Source organism: uncultured Mucilaginibacter sp. (assembly GCF_903913935.1).
In the GTDB taxonomy this organism is placed as follows: Bacteria; Bacteroidota; Bacteroidia; order Sphingobacteriales; family Sphingobacteriaceae; genus Mucilaginibacter.
Genome location: NZ_CAIWNH010000054.1, coordinates 21,203 through 39,822, shown reverse-complemented (window position 1 = coordinate 39,822; position 18,620 = coordinate 21,203). Strand labels below are relative to the sequence as shown.

At 43.1% G+C, this 18,620-nt stretch carries 18 protein-coding genes; 8 read left to right on the top strand and 10 right to left on the bottom strand.

The window, feature by feature from the left end:
* Positions 1-141 precede the first annotated feature (141 nt).
* Positions 142-768 carry a hypothetical protein gene (locus QZY09_RS02315; RefSeq protein ID WP_295667619.1) on the bottom strand — a complete coding sequence of 209 codons (627 nt, stop codon included), beginning with the start codon at positions 766-768 and terminating at the stop codon, positions 142-144.
* A 71-nt stretch (positions 769-839) separates the two neighbouring features.
* On the opposite strand from QZY09_RS02315, the gene dinB reads away from it, so the two are divergent.
* Positions 840-2,024, top strand: coding sequence for a DNA polymerase IV (dinB, locus tag QZY09_RS02310; RefSeq protein ID WP_295667617.1), 1,185 nt, complete (start codon positions 840-842; stop codon positions 2,022-2,024).
* A gap of 73 nt (positions 2,025-2,097) precedes the next feature.
* Here the strand turns inward: dinB and QZY09_RS02305 are convergent, their stop codons facing one another.
* The 4 genes from QZY09_RS02305 to QZY09_RS02290 all read right to left on the bottom strand — a co-directional run bounded on the left by QZY09_RS02305 (position 2,098) and on the right by QZY09_RS02290 (position 4,346).
* Complete coding sequence (locus QZY09_RS02305) at positions 2,098-2,610, bottom strand: N-acetyltransferase (protein WP_295667615.1); 513 nt, start codon at positions 2,608-2,610, stop codon at positions 2,098-2,100.
* Positions 2,611-2,699: 89 nt separating this feature from the next.
* Positions 2,700-3,290 carry a hypothetical protein gene (locus tag QZY09_RS02300; protein ID WP_295667613.1) on the bottom strand — a complete coding sequence of 197 codons (591 nt, stop codon included), beginning with the start codon at positions 3,288-3,290 and terminating at the stop codon, positions 2,700-2,702.
* Positions 3,277-3,774: an RNA polymerase sigma factor gene (locus tag QZY09_RS02295; RefSeq protein ID WP_295667611.1), complete on the bottom strand. Its 498-nt coding sequence runs from the start codon at positions 3,772-3,774 to the stop codon at positions 3,277-3,279. Before QZY09_RS02295 ends, QZY09_RS02300 begins: the two co-directional genes overlap by 14 nt.
* 44 nt (positions 3,775-3,818) lie before the next feature.
* Positions 3,819-4,346, bottom strand: coding sequence for a hypothetical protein (locus tag QZY09_RS02290; protein WP_295667609.1), 528 nt, complete (start codon positions 4,344-4,346; stop codon positions 3,819-3,821).
* A gap of 215 nt (positions 4,347-4,561) precedes the next feature.
* Between QZY09_RS02290 and QZY09_RS02285 the strand changes: the two genes are divergently transcribed.
* The 4 genes from QZY09_RS02285 to QZY09_RS02270 all read left to right on the top strand — a co-directional run bounded on the left by QZY09_RS02285 (position 4,562) and on the right by QZY09_RS02270 (position 8,086).
* A complete protein-coding gene (locus QZY09_RS02285; protein ID WP_295667607.1) occupies positions 4,562-6,286 on the top strand; it encodes a GMC family oxidoreductase in 1,725 nt (574 codons plus the stop codon).
* A 137-nt stretch (positions 6,287-6,423) separates the two neighbouring features.
* Complete coding sequence (locus tag QZY09_RS02280; RefSeq protein ID WP_295667604.1) at positions 6,424-7,137, top strand: ThuA domain-containing protein; 714 nt, start codon at positions 6,424-6,426, stop codon at positions 7,135-7,137.
* 129 nt (positions 7,138-7,266) lie between these two features.
* Positions 7,267-7,647, top strand: coding sequence for a fluoride efflux transporter CrcB (crcB, locus tag QZY09_RS02275; RefSeq protein ID WP_295667603.1), 381 nt, complete (start codon positions 7,267-7,269; stop codon positions 7,645-7,647).
* A gap of 1 nt (position 7,648) precedes the next feature.
* Positions 7,649-8,086 (top strand): universal stress protein, encoded by a 438-nt coding sequence (locus QZY09_RS02270; protein ID WP_295667600.1) that lies wholly within the window; start codon positions 7,649-7,651, stop codon positions 8,084-8,086.
* Positions 8,087-8,103: 17 nt separating this feature from the next.
* Here the strand turns inward: QZY09_RS02270 and QZY09_RS02265 are convergent, their stop codons facing one another.
* From QZY09_RS02265 to QZY09_RS02250, 4 genes are all read right to left on the bottom strand, one after another.
* Positions 8,104-8,901, bottom strand: a complete 798-nt coding sequence (locus QZY09_RS02265; RefSeq protein WP_295667598.1) for a DUF4249 domain-containing protein — start codon at positions 8,899-8,901, stop codon at positions 8,104-8,106.
* 11 nt (positions 8,902-8,912) lie between these two features.
* Positions 8,913-11,237, bottom strand: a complete 2,325-nt coding sequence (locus QZY09_RS02260; RefSeq protein WP_295667596.1) for a TonB-dependent receptor — start codon at positions 11,235-11,237, stop codon at positions 8,913-8,915.
* Positions 11,238-11,316: 79 nt separating this feature from the next.
* Positions 11,317-12,069 carry a C1 family peptidase gene (locus tag QZY09_RS02255; protein WP_295667594.1) on the bottom strand — a complete coding sequence of 251 codons (753 nt, stop codon included), beginning with the start codon at positions 12,067-12,069 and terminating at the stop codon, positions 11,317-11,319.
* A gap of 155 nt (positions 12,070-12,224) precedes the next feature.
* Complete coding sequence (locus QZY09_RS02250; RefSeq protein WP_295667592.1) at positions 12,225-13,250, bottom strand: phytanoyl-CoA dioxygenase family protein; 1,026 nt, start codon at positions 13,248-13,250, stop codon at positions 12,225-12,227.
* 345 nt (positions 13,251-13,595) lie between these two features.
* On the opposite strand from QZY09_RS02250, the gene QZY09_RS02245 reads away from it, so the two are divergent.
* Positions 13,596-15,161: a gliding motility-associated C-terminal domain-containing protein gene (locus tag QZY09_RS02245; RefSeq protein ID WP_295667590.1), complete on the top strand. Its 1,566-nt coding sequence runs from the start codon at positions 13,596-13,598 to the stop codon at positions 15,159-15,161.
* A 23-nt stretch (positions 15,162-15,184) separates the two neighbouring features.
* Complete coding sequence (locus tag QZY09_RS02240) at positions 15,185-15,670, top strand: GNAT family N-acetyltransferase (RefSeq protein ID WP_295667588.1); 486 nt, start codon at positions 15,185-15,187, stop codon at positions 15,668-15,670.
* 270 nt (positions 15,671-15,940) lie between these two features.
* Here the strand turns inward: QZY09_RS02240 and QZY09_RS02235 are convergent, their stop codons facing one another.
* On the bottom strand, positions 15,941-17,419 hold the full coding sequence (locus QZY09_RS02235) for a gluconokinase (RefSeq protein WP_295667587.1): 1,479 nt from the start codon (positions 17,417-17,419) through the stop codon (positions 15,941-15,943).
* 183 nt (positions 17,420-17,602) lie between these two features.
* On the opposite strand from QZY09_RS02235, the gene QZY09_RS02230 reads away from it, so the two are divergent.
* On the top strand, positions 17,603-18,598 hold the full coding sequence (locus QZY09_RS02230; RefSeq protein WP_295667585.1) for a DUF1080 domain-containing protein: 996 nt from the start codon (positions 17,603-17,605) through the stop codon (positions 18,596-18,598).
* The last annotated feature ends 22 nt before the right edge of the window (positions 18,599-18,620 follow it).

Here is an 18,620-nt window from a genome sequence, read left to right as displayed (position 1 = left end):
TCATAAAGCAAAGTTAAATGCTCAACGCAAACAAATATCCGTGCAAGGTAAAATCTCTTCTGTATAACTTAGGTTATTTCTGCCGAAACGTTAGTCGCAGATCCATTCGGACTTTCGGACTTCACTGGCTCTCGGGCTAAGTTAAAACAGGCTAAATTGTCTATCATCCTTTTTACTTAACATCATTGCAGGCTGTTTAAGTTTTACATTAGTAAAATCAAAAAAATCCAGCTTTTTATTAAAAAAGATCTCTTTATAGGGTTTAAAAGTTTTATCGTACCCAATGGTTTCCCGCCGCAGGATCGTAAGTTTATCAATGCTGAAAAGTTCGTTCCATTGTCGGGTTTTAAATAGGGGCCAAAGCTGCATAAAATTATCGTGCGGTATATTGCGGGTTATAATAATATGTGGCTCAAACGGCGGGGCATTAAAAAACCTGCGCAGCAGTTTAAACCAAAGCTTTGTTGCCGCGGTGCTTGTTAGTTTGGCATAGATGGTTTGAAATTCCTGCTGATCAAAAAAATCAAAACCATTAATGTCCAATACCAGCGGCGGCAGGGTTTGCAGGTCCCGTTCCAGTTTCGGCAGCAGCGGCTCAACCCAGACAGGCCTTTTGCGGGGCCATTGCTGGATGCTGATATTTGCTTTGGCAGTTTGCCCGTCAAAATTTCCAATAATCTTTTCACTTTTATCCTTTAATTTCTTCACTTCATCACTGATGTATTCCGGCGGGGAAAGGATAATTAGATAGTCATGATAGCCTTGCATCTGCTTAAAATTTAGCAATACAATTATGCTAATATTTTTAGTAATTGTCAAATCTTTTTTATATTTGTGCTATGAGCGCCAAACGGATTATCATGCATATCGACCTGGATTCTTTCTTCGTTTCGGTGGAGCGAAAGTTCGATCCGTCGCTCATTGGTAAGCCTGTACTTATCGGCGGTTCGGCCGACAGGGGCGTAGTGGCATCATGCAGTTACGAGGCCCGTAAGTTCGGCATTCACTCAGCCATGCCCATGAAACAGGCCATGCGACTTTGCCCTCATGCCATTATTGTACGGGGAGCTCACGGGCGGTATTCAGAAGCCAGCGCAGAGGTTACCGAAATCATCCGGCAATCGGTACCACTATATCAAAAAACCTCAGTGGATGAGTTTTATATTGATTATACTGGGATGGACCGCTTTCATAACTGCTATCAGCATGCCAGCGAAGTGCGGCAGAAAGTGATAAGGGAAACGGGGCTACCTATTTCGTTTGGCATGTCGTCGGGCAAAACGGTGGCTAAAATGGCCACCAACCAGGCCAAGCCCAACGGGCAACTATATGTGCCGCACGGTATGGAAAAAGCGTTTTTGGCTCCCCTTAACATCAATAAGATCCCTGGGCTGGGTGAGAATACAGCCGCCAAACTTTACCTGTATGGTATCGAAAAGATTGGCGACCTGCAGCGCACCAACATTAAATTTTTAGAAACAGTTTTAGGCAAATACGGAAGGTTTTTGTGGGACAAGGCCAATGGAATAGATGAAGGCGAAGTGGTATCAGCCGGCGAGAGAAAGTCTATTTCGACCGAACATACCTTCCACACTAATATCGCCGACCGGCAAAAGATTGAAACCGTGCTGGTATCCATGACAGAGGAACTCGCGGCAAAGCTTCGCAGGGAAAACAAACTGGCCTCCTGCCTGGCCATTAAAGTTCGCTATGCCAATTTTGAGACACATACCCAGCAGGAAAAGATCGCCTTAACCGCAGCCGAGCACATATTGATCCCCGGCGTAAAAAACCTGTTAACCAGCACATGGAACAACAACCGGCCGATAAGGCTGATAGGCGTTAGGCTAAGCAACCTGTGCAGCGGCCTTTACCAGATCAACCTGTTTGAGGATAACGAAGAGCGGATAAAACTTTACCAGGCACTTGATAAGATCAACTTTAAGTTCGGCGAAAAAACAGTGTGCCGTGCCGCCGGGATGGAGATAGGGACAAGGAATTTTAACCCGTTTATGAGGGGTTGATTTAATTTGAAAATGTGACAATTTGAAGATTTGAAAATTCAAGACTTAATTTCAAAATTCGGTAATTTTCAAATCAAAGAGGCTTCTTCATCAGCAAATCTGTCTGCAAATCATCGCCCAATAAAAACGGGTGGCTGCTGAAAACTTCGAAACCATAGCGCTCATAAAAACCCATGGCTTTGTGGTTATTTTCCCAAACGCCCAGCCAAACGTATTCCAGTTGTTTGCTTTGGGCGATATCCAGCGCGAAATCCATCAGTTGCTTGCCGATCCGTTTGCCATGGTGTTCGCCAGACAGGTAAATGCGTTCAACTTCCATGGCATTGGCATCCTGGAATTCGGTTTGCGCATCATTAAAGTTCAACTTTAAATAACCCGCAACTTCATTGTCTGCTATGGCAAAATAAAATTCGGAGTTGGGATTGGAGAGTTCAGCCACCATCCGTTTCGGCGTAAATGCGACCGACGAATATGCTTCCATATTAGCAGGATCGTTCAGGTGGTCGAAGAATTCGTAAAATGTTTTTTTGCTGAAAGCCAGCAGGGCCTCGGCTTCGGAAAGTTGTACGCGTTGAATTGTAACCATTTTAAATTTGAATTTTTGACGATTTGAAAATTTGAAGATGATTAAAATCAAACTTCATTTTCAAATATTCAAATTAACACATTTTCAAATTAATCAAACTGCTCTTGCAGCCGGATTAATCTGTCAATCATCAAATTCAGCTTTTCCTCTTCGTTTTTAAACATCCTGGGTTTTAAATAAAACGTAATGAACAGGAACCATATGATGGTTGAGCCATAGGTAACCAGCTTAACGTACAGCGGGGCCGTTTCCAGCACTTCGATAAAATAAAGAGCCAAACCTGTACTTATCAGCAGCATAAATACATAATAAAACCACCCGATAACTTTACTGCGGTTCTTTTGGTACTCCTTCAGGGTGTTTAAGTATTGGGTGGGGTTTTGGGTGAAGTCGTGTTTATTTAATATATGGTAATGACGTACGATAAGGGACAAATACATCAGCATAGCGACCAAAATAATTAGGATCCCGGTGGTTGTTGCCGGCGAGCGGAACGCGAAAAAGAATGTAATAATAAAGGCGCAAACCACAAGGGCGACCATGGCCACAATACCCCAGTACAATTTACCGGTTATATCGCGTATGCCTTTCTTCACCTGCTTCAGCGCTTCATCCACCGAAAGCTTGTCGGGTCTTGGCTGTCCCTGCCAAACCGACATCAAATGCTCAAACTCTTTCATAGTGGTTATACAATTCTGTTAACTTTTGTTTTATCCGATGTATTTTCACCCTCAAATTCCCTTCTGATATGCCCGAAACCTCAGCGATTTCAGGGTATGGCACTTCATCAAGCACCATGGTTATGATAATTCTTTCCGATTCTTCCAGCTTCGATATACACTTATAAAGCAGTGCTACCTGTTCGTTTTTTTCAGAAAACTCTTCCTTTTTATTTTCCGAAATAAATGGTGTCAACTCGTCTTTTGCCTGCCGTTTTTCTGAACGGAGGTAGGTAAGGCAGGTATTTACAGCTATGCGGTATATCCAGGTAGAGATCATCGCCTGGTTGCGGAATTTTTCAAGATTTTGCCAAACTTTTAAAAAGGTTTCCTGTAAAAGGTCGCTCGCAGCATCATCATCCCCGGTATAACCGTAGCACAAATGGTAGATCTTTTTTGAATTGGCTTCGTAAATTTTCTTAAAAGCTGCCTCTTTATCTGCCACTATCAGTTAATTTTTATTGGTTAGATGTTATCACCGTGTAATTGTTACAGCGTATGTTCGTTCTTGTAAAACCAGGGAAATTTCTTTTCAGCCTCATTCAGCAAGCTGTTATAACTTTCGTTGTAATCAAACTGCAGGTCCTCATGCAATTTGCCTGTCAAGGCTTGTATCTTGATGAACTGCCTCAAAAGGATCAAGCGCATGGGTTTATAGGATGTCTTTCTGTCGGTATATTCAATATAGTTAGAACAAAAATTTAGAAGCAGGTCTATTTCGGCCTGTTTGGAACCTATAAATTTAGTGTACTTGCCTATCAGCCTTAATGTTTTGCGCAGGTATTTGGCTGCATAATAGCTTTGCACAGGTAACTGGCTGTACATAAAACCAACTTCAGCTTTAACTTTTTCGATAAAAGCCTGCTCATTGCTCGCCTCAAATAGCAGGTAAGCCAGTAGTTCCTTGTTCTCTTTTTTATAACGCGCAAGGCGCAGGATCAATTCAGCTGTTTGTATGGACGACAAATGCTGCAATTCTTTTTTTATATCCTGTAAGCCAAAATCGCTGATGCTCATTGTGTATGATAGAGGTGTGCAAATTACGAATTTTAAATTATCCGGGCTTAAATATCAAGGCTGATGCGCATGCAGGTACTTCATAAGTACTACACAAGTATCAATATTGATATAATTGTTTTCAGCACAATTAAAATTCTTGATATTTAAATCCTAATCGATATTATTGTATAACCAATTAGTCAAATTTTCACGTTCAAAATAATCAATAAACGATGTCAGCAGATACTGTTAATATTAATGGCAAAGCAAAAGCCCAATATACTTATGATGCAATTGTGATCGGTTCAGGCATCAGCGGGGGATGGGCCGCAAAAGAGTTAACCCGCCGCGGCTTAAAAACCATTATGTTGGAGCGCGGTCGCAATTTTGAACATTTAAAAGATTATAAAACCGCCGCAAAAGATCCATGGGAATTTGAGCACAGGGGTAGCGTTACGCAGGAACAACGCAAAGTTCGCCCTGTTATCTCACGCGGATGGGGCGCTTCAGAACCCATCATGGATTACTGGGCCAACGAGCAGGATGCGCCGTATACCGAAGTGAAACCCTTTAACTGGTGGCGTGCTTACCAATTGGGCGGGCGTTCTATTTTATGGGGACGCCAGAGCTATCGCTGGAGCGATTTTGATTTTGAAGCTAATTTAAAAGACGGCTGGGCGATTGACTGGCCGATCCGGTATAAAGACCTTGCCCCATGGTATGATCATGTCGAAAAGTTTGCCGGGGTTAACGGTTCGCTGGAGGGCCTGCCACAATTGCCCGATGGACATTTTTTAAAGCCAATGGATTTGAATGTGGTGGAAAAGGATGTAGCCGCGCGCATTAAACAGCACTACAATAACAATAGGCACATGATCATAGGCCGGAGTGCTAACCTTACGGAAGCTATCCCCGGGCGTACAGCCTGCCATTTCCGCAACCGCTGCTGGGAAGGCTGTCCTTTTGGGGGATATTTCAGCACACAATCATCTACTTTGCCCGCCGCAGTAGCTACCGGGAATTTAACCGTTCGGCCTTTTTCTATAGTAACCAAAATCATCTACGATAAAAACACGCAAAAGGCCACAGGAGTGGAGATCGTAGATGCCGAAACGCACCAGACTTATGAATATCATGCAAAAATCGTTTTTGTAAATGCGTCAACACTTAATAGCGCCTGGGTATTAATGAATTCAGCAACAGATGTTTGGGAAGGTGGTCTGGGTAGTAGCAGCGGCGAACTGGGGCATAATATTATGGATCATCATTATAATTTAGGTGCATCCGGAACGGTTGAGGGTTTCGAAGATAAATATTACTTCGGCAGGCGGCCAAACGGGGTATACGTTGTGAGGTTTGCCAATTTACCGGGCGATAATAAAAAACGCGATTTTATGCGCGGATTTGGCTACCAGGGCGGTGCCAGCCGCGAGGGCTGGAGCAGGAATGTTGCGGAGCTGAACATTGGTGCGGCCTTTAAAGAAGCCATTACCGAACCGGGGCAATGGTCAATCGGCATTGGTGGCTTTGGCGAATTACTGCCATATCATGAAAATAAAATTACGCTTGATCCAAACCGAAAAGATAAATGGGGCTTACCGATTTTAGCCATGGATGCAGAAATTAAGGGTAACGAGAAAAAAATGCGGGTAGATATTGTTGCAGAGGCTAAAGAAATGCTGGAGATCTCCGGCGTTAAAAACGTACAAACCTGGGATCACGGGCATAACGTTGGCGATGGCATCCATGAGATGGGTACCGCACGCATGGGCCGCGACCCTAAAACCTCGGTACTGAACGAACATAACCAGGTTTGGGATGCTAAAAACGTATTCGTTACTGATGGCGCCTGTATGGTTTCATCCGCTTGTCAAAACCCATCATTAACTTATATGGCTTTAACCGCCCGTGCAGCTAATTTTGCGGCAGATGAATTGAAGAAGGGAAATTTAGGTTGATTAAGTTGAACAGGTGAGTTGTTGATTGTTTTGGAACAATCTTCAGATCAAGAGTTGAATCAACTAATACAGAAACTACTTTGCCTCAAATAACTTAATCAACCCAATCAACATTAAAAACTTAATCAACCAACCAAATGAAACATAAATTATTGATAATAAACATATTATTACTCATCAGCTTAAGTGGTTTTGCTAAACCAAAAGTGCTTGTTTTCAGTAAAACCATGGGTTTTCACCATGCTTCAATTGCCGTAGGTGTACCGGCAATTATGAATCTTGGTAAGGAGAATGACTTTGATGTAGATACTACAACCGATTCAAAGAAATTTACCTATGATAATCTGAGACAGTATGCCGCGGTCATATTTTTAAGTACTACCGGCGATGTTTTAAATGATGCACAGCAGGCAGAATTTGAGAAATACATTCGTGCAGGCGGCGGTTTTGTTGGCGTACACGCCGCTACTGACACCGAGTACGATTGGGCCTGGTACGGCAATCTTGTGGGGGCATATTTTAAAAGCCATCCTGCCCAGCAAATGGCTACACTTCATATTATCGACCATAATTTTATGGCCACCAAAAACTTACCTGATGAATGGAAACGCTTTGATGAATGGTACAACTATAAATGGATAGCGCCCAATCTGCATGTGCTGATCACGATTGACGAAAAAAGCTATACGGGCGGTGCCAACGGCGACAATCACCCCATGAGTTGGTACCATGATTATGATGGCGGACGTGCATTTTATACTGAACTTGGTCATACAGATGAATCTTACTCAGACCCGCTTTATTTGGGTCATCTTTTAGGTGGCATTAAATATGCTATGGGGGTAAAGTAATGGAGTATGTTGAAAGGTTGTAAAGTTTTATTTTGCACAATTGAATTTTGAGAAATATTCTGCTATCAGCCATAATTGTCTATTTTTAACCTTTCAACTTTACAACATTACAACTTTTCAAAAACTAACATGAAAACCTGGCTATTGATATTTATCGGGGGCGGTATTGGTAGCCTGTTGCGTTACCTGGTGAGCAGGTTGGTGAACAGAAGCATTGTTTCGGCATTCCCTTATGGAACTTTCATTGTTAATGTAACCGGCTGTTTCCTGATCGGTTTTTTTATATTCTATATTTCCGAAACGCGGTTCGGCGCGGCATCATTGCCCTGGCGCGTCTTTTTGATCAACGGCATTTGCGGTGGTTATACAACGTTTTCTTCTTTTTCTTCAGAAAACATTCTGCTGCTGACAAATAATCAACTATTTACCTTCATGTCCTATACCTTCGGGAGTTTAGCGCTCGGTTTTTTAGCAACTTACTCCGGTATTTTACTTGCTAAAAATTTTTAGAATGAAAATCGGTAAAATATTAATCGTTGCGGATGACAGCGCCCCTTCGGTTAAGGCGATACAATTTGGTTTCAATTTAGCGAGGGACCTTTCAGCAAATATCATTCTGTTAAGTGTAATCGACCCTATCGATTCCCTTGGAAATCCCGACGCGGGCATATTTCCGGATGATGCATTGATGGCAGCAAAGGCTAATGTGGAGACTTTCGTGGTTGAAATGAAAGAAAAGTATGGAGCAGGTGTTGATACCGAATTGCTGACTCCTGTAGGAGACATCCTGTCTTCGGTCACTAAAATTACAGTTCAACAGGGTGCTGATCTAATCGTTGCAGGTACTCATGGACGTACAGGGCTTAGTCTTTTATTTAAGGGGAGTATATCGGAATCAATCATCCATCACTCAAAAATACCGGTTATTATTGTCCCCGCGACTTATTGACGATTAAATTACTTTACCTATTTCGCTACTATACTTACCGTTTGCGTGGTATGCGCGCTAAAATAACCCAGGCATGCCGGGCTTATATTTGATGGCGGGTTTGAAGGTGCGACGCCGCCACCCGGCCCACCCAATTGCTGGTTCATCAGGGTTACCCAATACGTGAACATCGGTTTATCAATACATTGCATTTCAACCCTTACGGAATCACCGGGATAAATATCAGTGGCATTTTCAACCAGGTCGCCGTTTACATATCTGCCGTTAGTAAATTCGTCATCAAATGCAAAAATAGCATCAACCTGTACGCTGTTTACCCAAAGTATAAACCGGTATTGGTTTGCAACATCCGAAGGATCCTGCAGGTGTATAGAAACTTCCTTCCGATTTTTTTTGGGGTCGAAATCATTGTTTTTTGAAGTGATGGAATCAATTGGAACCGCAGCAGGCATTACCGAAGTTGCGGTATATGTTACTCCACCTGTCACCACGGTCATTTTATACGTCCTGCCGGCTATCCCGGCCATTTGTGGTGTAGTGTATGTGCCATTCGGATCCTCAGAAAACGGGTAAGTATGCCCTTCGTCATCACTAACAGTGACTATTGCACCTAAAACGGGCGGATAAGTGTTTGTAGAAGTAAAAGGCACATTGCGGCTGAGGGTAATATATTGAGGACCTTCAACATTGGTAATATTGCCCTCAATAACCAATTTTCCGCTATCGTTTGCCAGCTTCAGATCGATCACCTTATTACACGAAATACTTGCTGCTGCAATAACCAGGGTAACTATATATATCTTTATGTTCTTCATCCTTATTCCGCTCAAAATTTAAAATTCCAGGTAATTGAAGGTATCCTTGTTGCGAAGATACTGGTCTCCACAGCTTCGGTGGTGTTTGGGTTAGTTTTGCTATCGCGGAAGGTAATGATATAAGGATCACGGTGCGCATAAACATTATAAACCCCAAAAGTCCAGCTCGAATGGTATTTTTTATGTTCTTTACCTTCCAGCGTGGCGCCTATGTCCAGCCTGTTAGCTGATGGCATACGGTAACCATTACGCGAAGAATAGGAAAATGTTGTTAAACCACCGATCTGGTATTTGCCCGTCGGAAAACTAACCGCGTTGCCTGTTCCGTATACAAAATCGCTCGACAAGGTCCATCGTTTATTTAACTGGTAGATCCCTACGACAGAAAGATCATGCGTGCGGTCCTGCCTTGCCGGAAAATACCGGCCGTTATTGATAGCCGCGAATTTCAGCTCGGTACGTGATAACGTATAACCTACCCACCCGTTGAACCGGCCAAACTTTTTCTTTAAAAAAAGCTCGACACCGTATGCCCGACCGCTGCCATAAGTTAACAGCGATTCTACATCAGGGTTAACGATCAATTGGGCCCCATCTTTATAATCAATCTGGTTTTGCATCCATTTGTAATAAACCTCTGCAGAAAACTCGTAGTTATTATCATCAAAATTGGTAAAATAACCGGTTGATGCCTGGTCAGCTATTTCGGGCTTGATATTATTACTGCTCAAAACGTAAAGATCGGTTGGGGTGCTGCTGGTTGAATTGCTTAACAGGTGAATATTTTGGCTATTACGATTATAAGAGAATTTAATCGAGCTATTTTCGCTTAACAAATAACTTGCGGTAAAACGCGGCTCAAGGTTTAAATAGTTCTTCACAGTGCTCCCCGAAGCATAAGTCTGCGATGTTAAACTATTGCCTGCCGCATCATAGGTTTTAAAGGTGCCGGGACCCAGTAAAAATAATCCGCTTAGCCGTACTCCATAAAGCAGCGTCAGCTTATTATTTAAACGCCATTCATCACTAAGGTAGGCAGCGTTCTCATAGCCATATCTTTGCTCTACACTTTCATTGTTAAAGTTTGAGTTTGAATTGGTGGTAATACTACCCGGGGCAATGTTATGATGTAAAATATTCAATCCGAATTTAAGCATATGATCGGATGTCATGGAGTATTGCAGGTCTTCTTTAAAATTCACATCCGTAATTTGCGAAGTGGCTTTAAAGTAATTGCTGCTCTGAAAATCCTGGATGGTATAGTTGTAATTGCTGAATACCACCGAAGTATTTGAAAACAAGCGATTGTTAAATAAATGATTAAAACGGACAGTGCCTGTTGAATTGCCCCAGTTGGTACCAAAAGTATTTTTAAGTAGCAGTACATCTTTTCCAAAATACCCTGAAATATAGATGGCGTTTTTATCATCGAAATGATAATTAGCCTTTGCATTCAGATCATAAAAATATAGGGAACTCCCTTTTAACGTGGAGTCGGACGAAGCATGCAGAAAGAAGTCGATATACGTTCGGCGGGCGCTGATCATAAACGAACCTTTGTTTTTAACGATCGGCCCTTCCAGCTTTATTCTTGATGATATTAGCCCCAGGCCGCCCTGGACGGTATAATCCTTATTATTTCCATCATTCATTTTTATATCCAGTACCGATGATAAACGACCGCCGTATTCCGCAGGCATGCCGCCTTTATAGATGCTGACATCTTTAATAGCATCTGAATTGAACGTTGAAAAAAAACCAAAAAAGTGTGATGCGTTATATACGGTAGCCTCATCCAGTAGTATCAGGTTTTGGTCGCTGGCCCCGCCGCGCACATAAAAGCCTGTGTTTCCTTCACCTGCTGATTTAATTCCCGGCAGCAGCGATATTGTTTTTAAGATATCTTTTTCCCCTAATAATACAGGCACATTATTTACCTGCGCCATATTCAGCTTTTCCTGGCCCATTTGCGGCGAGGTAACGTTGTCGTTGTTAGGCTTGTTCGATCTAATCACTACTTCATTCAGTTCGCTTTTTGAATGCAGGCTGATGTTATACACCCGGCTCTGGTTAAGGGTTACCACCTGCTCGATGGCGTTATAACCAATATAGGTATATAATAGGGTATAATTGCCTGCAGGAACCGGGATGGAATAAAAACCATACGAATTGGTGATCGTTCCGTCCTGCGGCAGTTCTTTAATTTTTACGGTAGCACCTATCAGTTTTTCGCCGGTGGAAGCGTCATCAATAGTGCCGCTAAGGGTGAATTTTTTTTGAGCAAAAACAGGTATCGCAATAAACAGAAATAAAATAAAAAGTAAACTTTTGCCCATTTGAGAAATTTGACGCAAAAGTATCGTTAATTGTTACAAATCCCCCTGGTTTGTTTATGTTATTTATGCCATCATTTAGCTATTTAACCACTTGTATCGACCAAAAGTCTTTTGCAAGGCTACTATTTGCTACATAGTCATAAGGCAAATAAAAGTAGCCGCCATCACCCCAATCCGTTCCCCAGCTGTTGCGGACAATAAAATACTGTTCCTTATCATTATAACCAACGGCCAGCACAGCATGTCCACCTACAACCAGTTCGCCTGGAGCCGGCACTGACGCATACCCTGTTTGCGCAACCATTCCATTATCAAAGCTTGAATGCAGAATAATTCCCATCACAAATGGGCTGCCGTTATATAAACAGGTTTTTAACTGCGCCAAATCGTTACTTAATGACAAATATTGGGTAACGACATTATTTAAGACATCCTGGTAGCAATCATCGGTTGGTTTCGTTATCAGATCGTTACCATTATAGGGCCATAGGGTTTCATTACATACACCCAGCGTGTTTACAATTTTCATCCCGGTTCGTATTTGTGCCCCGCTATCTGCGGTAATATCACCTTCTGCAACCCGTTCGTTATAATAAATGAACAACCTTGCCGGTGTGAAGTCGGTAATACCCTGTTTAATCATTTCGTATTCAAAAGCCCCGCCAATGGCGTTACCTGTACACGAATTATATTGCCCCTGGTTATAAACCGGCGGGCAGTGCGGCCGTAAGTCCACTTTGGGTGGCAAAACATTTACCGTCTGATTAACGGCGCCATATTTAAAATCCCTGCTATCGGGTTTGTCTTTTATCCATCCTTTTTTGTGTTTCATGATTTAATAAGGTTATAAGGTTAATAAAATAGCGCTTGAGGGAACGCCGTTTTTTTAATATAAAAGTAGGTAAAGCATACCGTGGGGGGCAAGCGTAGTTAAACGGTATTTTGACACGGTTTTTACGTAATAATTGCAGGGTCGCTAATTTTCAATCAGACCCATTCAGCGGTCTCCTTATAATCGAAAGGCTCATAGTTAATATACTGTACAAACCTTGGCAATGCCGATGTATTGGCGCTGCTGCCATGAGGCAGCGCATGGTGCCATAGGATAAAGTCACCAGCATTAGCAGCTATTGGCACCGGCCCCAAAGCGTACAGGTCCTGCTTACGCGGATCGGCTCCTTCAGGCAGCCTATTTAACCAGTCGCCAATTACGCGCTGAAAACCCGGCACCAGTGTAAATGCCCCCTGGTTGGCTGCCGTATCAGCCAGGTACAATATCCCCTGAGTACCAAATGGCATGGGCTGTTTGATACTCGAATCCCAATGGAGCCGTGGCCCGGGGAACTGGTAATGCTTGTTCTCGGGCGGATTAAAACCAACCCTGTCGGTATTTACCCACAGGTCGGTTCGATTCCACAACTGTTCATAAGCCCTCCGGATCTTTGGCGAATTGCGATTCTTATCAAGCAACGGGTGTTGAAAAAGCTGTATCATGATCCCCTGTTTTGAAGGATGTACCTTATACCATGTGCTTGAATCGGATCTGTCAATATCAAGATGCTGGCAAATCACGCTTACGGCAGCCTCGCTATCGGCTTTGCTTATCGCCTCCCTAATAATCACGTAGCCATTTTCTTTCCAAAAAGCCAGGTCGTCGGCCGTAAGCACATCATTTTCAGTTTGATTTTCGGCTTTAACGTTTTTACCGCCGATAACCAGCCGGTTAAACTGCTCTATTTTTCCCGCGTCCGGGTTGCCGCTGACGGCAGTTATCCAGGTCTCAAACTGTTCAAATGAAGGGCTTTCATGATAAACAAACATCATCGTTTGCTCAAGCCCAAGCCCAAGTACCTTCAATAAAGTTGTATCGATTGCCCATTCATCATGAAATAAACCTGGCGGCAGTTTGCCTTCTCTTTTTAAGATGGATTTATTCCAGTAACGCTTTAAATGCATTACATTTAATTTCCCGGTTTCGGTTGATGGGGTAATATTTAAATCCGCTGGCAGCACTTTATAAAGGTTTAATGACGGGCATAAAAATAAATAAAACTATCTGAATTTTTAAAAATTGGGCCGGGGAGCTTTAAAATAATACCCATTAAAACATAAGCAATAAATTTTTCGTTTGCAGTCGTTTTTTTTACCTTAAACGATCCTCCGTTTGTACAGGTAATTTATTGATTTGAAATGTGCTATATTTATCAGTTAATGAAAGTATTTTTCGTCGCGCTTGTCTTTTTCTGTTTTTCGTGCATAACAACACATGCTCAAGGGACCTTTTGCCCGCCACCGAACATTGGTTTTGAAAGTGGTACCTTCAATGGGTGGAGCTGCGATACCGGGAGGGTTGATTCATTGGGACATTTATCGCTTATTTCCTGCCAGCCTGCACCAGGAAGGCAAACAATAATTGATGCTAATTATTATCCGCAAATTGATCCGTTTGGCAAATTCCCCACTTTGTGCCCTTACGGCGGCAGTCATTCTATTAAATTGGGTAACCAGGATACCAGCAAACGGGCCGAAAGCATTTCTTATACATTTACGGTGCCCGAAGGTGCCAATAAATATAGTATAACTTTTTATTATGCCGTAGTGATACAAAACCCACCGCATCTTAACTTCCAGCAACCAAGGTTTACTGTAAAAACATATAACCTTACTGATAATACTTTCATTACCTGTTCTTCTTTTGATTTTATTGCCTCAGATACCTTATCGCAATCCGGCTTTAAGCACTCCGATACAATTTTAAACAAACGCAGACCGGCAACGGTATATTATAAAGACTGGGCGCCGGCAACTATAAACCTCCAGGGCTGTGCTGGCAAACAGGTAAAGCTGGAGTTTGCAACAAATGACTGCACCCTCGGCGGACACTTTGGTTATGCTTACCTTGATGTTGCCGAAGATTGCTCGTCGCCAATAACCGGGAACTCCTATTGCAGCACACAAACATCCATGGCTTTAACCGCCCCCGGGGGCTATGGCAGTTACAAGTGGTATACACCTGACCTGTCGCAACTTGTGCATGTCGGGCAGGTGTATAATATCTCGCCGCCGCCTGAAGATGGCACAAAATATGCAGTTATTATGGAACCGTTTGAGGGTTACGGTTGCAGGGAAACCTTATATACCATTGTAAACGAAAACAAGGCGGCTTTTACATTCAAAACGGCCGACTCTTTATTTGGTTGTGAAAAGACCGGCGTTGATTTAACGCTGCCATCTGTTACTGCCGGCAGCAGCAGCGATCTGCAGTTAAGTTATTTTACGGATATGTATGGCTTGAATTATCTGTACAAACCACAAAAAATATTAACCAGCGGCACCTATTATATCAAAGCAGTAAACCGCGAAGGCTGTATCAGCGTGCAGCCTGTTAATGTAGTGGTTGCTAACCCCGATATAACTGTTGTTGATCCGCCGTCTGTAACTTACCCGGTTACCGTGGATCTTTCCTCAACTTTTACCCACGAGAATAATACAGTTTACGAATATTTAAAAGATGCGGCCGCAACGAATATGGTTGCAGATTACCAGCACATAGCCCATTCCGGTACCTACTATATTAAAGGGATAAACAAATCGGGGTGCATTACTGTAAAGCCGGTAAACGTTACTGTGTTTCCGCCGCCGCCGCCAGTGGTGAAGGCTGCAAATACATTTACACCAAATAATGACGGCATTAACGACTACTTTTCATTAACGATCACCGGCTTTGGCTCATTCGGTTCAGTAAGAATTTATAACCGTTACGGCCAACTTACCTTCGAATCAAAATCGCAGGATATTTTATGGGATGGGAAATTTAAAGGTGTGCCTGCAGCAACTGGAACCTATTATTGGATATTTGAAGGAACAAACACCTATTATAATACCAAAGTAACCGAATCGGGATTTATAACCTTATTGAGGTAATCGCACCCTGTTTAACTAAAAAAATGAACATAAGGGAAGCCACTGAAAAGGATATCAAGGCAATCTGGGGAATTTTTAAAATCGTTGTTCAATCCGGCGATACATTTGCGTTTGCCCCCGATACGAATTTTGCAGAGATGCAAAAAATATGGTTTGCGCCAGGCATGAACACTTTTGTTGCTGAAGAGAACGGAAAAATAACCGGATCATATTTTATCAAACCCAATCAGCCTGGTTTGGGTTCACATATTGCTAACTGCGGTTATATAGTTGATCCGGTGGAGAGGGGCAAAGGCATTGCCAGCCAAATGTGCGCACATTCAATGGAGATAGCAAAAATGCTTGGGTACAAAGGGATGCAATATAACCTGGTAGTAAGCACTAATGTAAAAGCAGTAAAACTTTGGGAGAAATGCGGCTTTAAAATAATCGGCACAATTCCTGGCGGGTTTAATCACCATGAATTTGGTTATGTAGATGCCTTTATTATGTTTCACCCGATAAATTGAGCGGGGAAATAAAATAATTAATTCTAGCTGCAGGCGATTTTAACCGTGAGCCGGCAACTGTTGCCACTGCATTTACAATTTGCCCGCCTGACGCCGATGACTATAATGTAAATAACCCCAACAAAAGGATAGACTATGCAGTTTAAATTAACGGGGCTGTTGCTGTAGGCTCCGTACAAGGGCAATTATGTCAGATCATTATTCGGTAGCGTATACCTTTTGATCACATTGCATAAAGCAGGCTACGTGCAGTGGTTTAAATGAGATGACTTACTGAAAAACCCGGCGCATGGTCGTTTTTAAATCATGGTATAGCTGCCGGTATATTTTAAATTGTTTTTCATATAACGCCGAATTTTCAGGATCTGGTTTAACGAGCCGCATCTCAGATAGGAACGGCACTGGATAATTTTGTGATAACCTGCAAGCTTTCATGGCAATAAAAGCAGCGCCAACGGCCGAGGCATCGTCCGATTGCACAATAGCAAGGTTTTTACCCGTAATATCCGCCAGCAATTGCACCCATACTTCGCTTTTTACAAAGCCACCACTGATGTTTACCTGGAATACCGGTTCTGCATTTTGCTGAACGGCGTCCAGTACATCTTTCAGCGCAAAGCAGATACCCTCCAACACTGCTCTGGAAAAGTGTTGTTGGGTATGCATCAATTTCACGCCGAAAAACACGCCGCAGCTCTCGCTGTCCCATATCGGGGCACGTTCTCCGGTAAGGTATGGTAAAAAAATTAATCCATCGGCTCCGGCGGGTATAGCAGCAACCTGTTCAAAAACCACCTCGTATTCAACCGCTGACAGGTCAGGGCCTGAAAAGTTTTTAAGCCACCATTGCAAGGCAATGCCGCCATTATTAATGGGGCCGCCACAGATATAGGTTTGGTCGTCGAGAATATAACTGAAGGTCATGGCAGCCTCATTGGGCAGGGGCTTATTGCTGGCCACCCTTACCGCACCGCTGGTACCGATAGTGATGGCAGCTACTCCTGGCTTATCGGCCATAGTGCCCAGGTTAGCGCAACAGCCGTCGCTTGCCGCTATGGTTACCGGCGTACCTGGCATAAACAAACCCGCACCGGGCAAACTGACATTGTATTTTTCGGTATGCTTGGCCGGCACGGGGCGTGAAAGCAAATTTTCGTTAATCCCGGCCATTTTAAGTGCATCAGTGTACCACTCAAAGTTCACAATATCAAATAAACCGGTACTTGATGCTATGGAATAGTCAATAACAAATTCGTTAAAAAGTTTGTGCCAGATAAATTCTTTAATACCAATAAATTTATGCGCCTTACTGTAAAGGCCAGGGTTATTTTCTCTTAACCAAATTAGCTTACAAAGCGGCGACATGGCATGCAGAGGGGTACCGGTAGCTTTATAAATCGCCATCCCCTCAGGCGTTGCCCTTAATCTTTGCGCGATGACTGAACTCCGGTTATCCGCCCAGGTGATCATAGGCGCCAGGGCATTGCAGTTTTCATCCACCGCTATCAAACTGTGCATGGCACTGCTTAAACCAACGGCCAGGGGTTGTGCACCGGTTTTAAGGATAATCTCGCGAACGACCTCTTTAAAAGCCTTCCAGATATCACCTGGATCTTGTTCATGATAGCCGGGTTTAGGCGAACTGAACCCGTAATGCTGCTGGCTATCAGCAAAAGATTTACCTTCCGGATCAACTGCTACAGCTTTTACACTGCCCGTCCCAATATCAATACCTAAAACGTACTCCATACTAATGATTGTGGCTGCAAGGTAGGAATTTTGGGAAAATTGAAACTATCAAATCTTAGATGTCCTTAATCCAGCGAATCCATTTATACCAAACTGAATTATCTATCATTTAAATTGCCTGCTGATCTGAAATTTTACTTAATTTGGGATCGTAAACCCAAAATTTAAAATATCAATAAAAGCATGAAAAACTCACCTGTAAGCGGCTTATTGCCGGTTCCCCGTTTTTTAAGGGTACAAATTATTTTATTAATAGCTGTTTTTTCAGCTTTCAGCGCATTGGGACAAGCCCATATATCTTCGGGGCTAGCAAAAGACCCGGCCGTAGTTGGACGATGGGATATAACGATGGACAAAGGCGGCAAAAGCATCCCTTCGTGGCTGGAAGTGCAGAGGTCGGGTACCCATACGTTCATCGGCCGTTTTACCTATGCATTTGGAAGCGCACGGCCTATATCTGAAGTAAAATCCAATGGCGATAAATTTAACTTTTCCATCCCCGTTCAATGGGAAGAAGGCAACAGGAATATGGATTTTGAATTTGAAGTAAACGGCGACCAGATCAAAGGCACTATGGTTTATACCGATGGCGTTTCGTATAACTGGACAGGAGTGAGGGCCCCCAAAATGGTAAGGGAAAAAGCGCCTGTTTGGGGAACACCTATAAAATTATTTAACGGTAAAAACACCAACGGCTGGCATACTGACGGGGATAACCAGTGGATTGCCCAAAACGGTATTTTAAGAAGCCCGCATTCAGGCGCTAACCTGATCACTGATAAAACTTTTAGTGATTTTAAACTCCATATCGAATTCAGGTATCCGCAGGGCAGCAATAGCGGCGTTTACCTGCGTGGCAGGTATGAGTGCCAGATCATTGACACCAAAAGCGGCAATCCTGAACCGATCAATAACCAGTTCAGTTCGATATACGGTTTTTTGCCGCCAAATAAAATGATGGCGAAAGATCCCGGCCAATGGCAAAGCTATGATATTACGCTGGTGGGCAGGTTAGTAACCGTTGTTGCTAATGGCACAACCGTCATTTGTAATGCCGAGATCCCGGGCATTACCGGCGGAGCCATCAACAGCAGGGAAGGCGAACCTGGGCCGATATTGATCCAGGGAGACCATGGGCCAATTGATTTCAGGAATATTGTGATTACGCCTGCGAAATAGGGATTTCTTGAATCCCTATTAT